Here is a 2,083-nt window from a genome sequence, read left to right as displayed (position 1 = left end):
GGGGCCGCGGACGACCCGTTGGGGTAGCGCGACGTTGTCCAGCGCAGTACGGTGTTGGAACAGGTTGAAGTGCTGGAACACCATGCCGACTTCAGTGCGCCAGCGGTTGACGTCGGTGTCGGGGGCCGTCAATGACACGCCGTCCACGCGGATCGTGCCGCTGTCGATGCTTTCCAGACCATTCAGGGTGCGCAGCAAGGTGCTCTTTCCCGAGCCAGACGGCCCGACCACCACCATGACCTCGCCCCGGTTCAATTGGCAATCGACACCGTCCAATGCCAGATGCGGCGGCTGGCCCTCCCGCTGGAAGGTCTTGGTGACGGCTTGGACATCAAGTAAAGCGTCTGCCACTGATGCACCCCGAAAGAGGTTTCCAAACGGGCCTCGGAGCGGTCTCCCCGGGGGAAGCGGCGCTTAAGCCGGTTAAGAAAAAAAGTTTCGCAATTCACGCTGGAGTTTCGTATAGTAAATTTTTTTCCAGAATCGCCACTTAGGCATAACCCTTAAGCGAAGACATGGGCTTCGCTGGCAATCCAAGGAACCGGCATGGACACCCCCCAAGACATCCTGCGCGCGCTCGGCCTGAATCCGGCCGCGCTTACCGGCGGCACGCTGACCGCCCGCAGCCCGATCGACGGCGCCGAACTGGCCCAGGTGCATGAACATACGGTGGCACAGGCCCATTCGGCCATCACCCGCGCCCGCCAGGCCAGCCTGGCCTGGCGCGACGTGCCGGCGCCGCGCCGGGGGGAACTCATCCGTCTGCTGGGCGAAACGTTGCGCGAAAACAAGACGGCGCTGGGCCGTCTGGTCAGCCTGGAAGCGGGCAAGATCGTGGCCGAAGGCGAAGGCGAAGTGCAGGAAATGATCGACATCTGCGATTTCGCCGTGGGTCTGTCGCGCCAGTTGTACGGCCTGACCATCGCCTCCGAGCGCCCCGGCCACCGCATGATGGAAACGTGGCATCCGCTGGGTGTCATCGGCGTCATCAGCGCCTTCAACTTCCCGGTGGCCGTGTGGTCGTGGAACGCGGCCCTGGCAATCGTCTGCGGCAACGCCGTGGTCTGGAAACCGTCCGAAAAAACACCGTTGACCGCCCTGGCCTGCCAAGCCCTTTTCGCGCAAGCCATGCAGCGTTTCGGTGACGCGCCCGCCGGCCTGTCCGAAGTGCTGATCGGTGGCCGCGAAGTCGGTGAAGCGCTGGTGGATTCGCACACCGTGGCGCTGGTGTCGGCCACGGGTTCGACCCGCATGGGCCGCCAGGTGGGCCCGCGCGTGGCGCAACGCTTCGGCCGCGTGCTGCTGGAGCTGGGCGGCAACAACGCCATCATCGTCGGCCCCACGGCCGACCTGGACATGGCCGCGCGCGGCATCGTATTCGGCGCCATCGGCACTGCCGGCCAGCGCTGCACCACCACGCGCCGGCTGATCGTTCATGAAAGCGTGGCCGACGCGCTGGTGCAGCGCCTGCACAAGGCTTACGCCAGCGCGCCGATCGGCAACCCGCTGGACAGCGGCAACCTGGTCGGGCCGCTGATCGACCGTGTGTCGTTCGACGCCATGCAAGACGCCCTGAAGGCCGCGCGCGAGCAAGGCGGCAAGGTCACCGGCGGCGAACGCGTGCTGGCCGACGAATACCCGAACGCCTGGTACGTGCGCCCGGCGATCGCCGAAATGCCCGGCCAGACCGACGTGGTTTGCCACGAGACCTTCGCGCCCATCCTGTACGTGATGCGCTACCAGGAATTCGGCGATGCGCTGGCGCTGCAGAACGGGGTGCCGCAAGGCCTGTCGTCCGCGATCTTCACCAATGACCTGCGCGAAGCCGAAACCTTCCTGTCCGCCGCGGGTTCGGACTGCGGCATCGCCAACGTCAACATCGGCACGTCCGGCGCCGAAATCGGCGGGGCCTTCGGCGGCGAAAAGGAAACCGGCGGCGGCCGCGAATCGGGTTCGGACGCCTGGCGCAACTACATGCGCCGCGCGACCAACACCATCAACTATTCGCGCAACCTGCCGCTGGCTCAGGGCATCAAGTTCGGCGAATAAGCCCGCAAAAGGCTTGAAACACAAGGCCCCGCGC

The 2,083-nt window shown here is 65.7% G+C and carries 2 protein-coding genes; one reads left to right on the top strand and one right to left on the bottom strand.

The window, feature by feature from the left end; translation table 11 throughout:
- The coding region (locus ACE039_RS28665; RefSeq protein WP_485824012.1) for an ATP-binding cassette domain-containing protein at nucleotides 1–351 on the bottom strand (351 nt) is incomplete at its 3' end.
- A gap of 195 nt (nucleotides 352–546) precedes the next feature.
- Here ACE039_RS28665 and amaB point away from each other — a divergent pair.
- Nucleotides 547–2,049, top strand: a complete 1,503-nt coding sequence (amaB, locus tag ACE039_RS28660; protein ID WP_105557363.1) for an L-piperidine-6-carboxylate dehydrogenase — start codon at nucleotides 547–549, stop codon at nucleotides 2,047–2,049.
- The last annotated feature ends 34 nt before the right edge of the window (nucleotides 2,050–2,083 follow it).

This window comes from Achromobacter maghribensis (assembly GCF_057334215.1).
This window is presented reverse-complemented; position numbering and strand designations above follow the sequence as displayed.

Excerpts from the sequence above, each read along its gene's own strand:
- amaB (WP_105557363.1), top strand. The coding sequence starts at position 547 with ATGGACACCCCCCAAGACATCCTGCGCGCGCTCGGCCTGAATCCGGCC.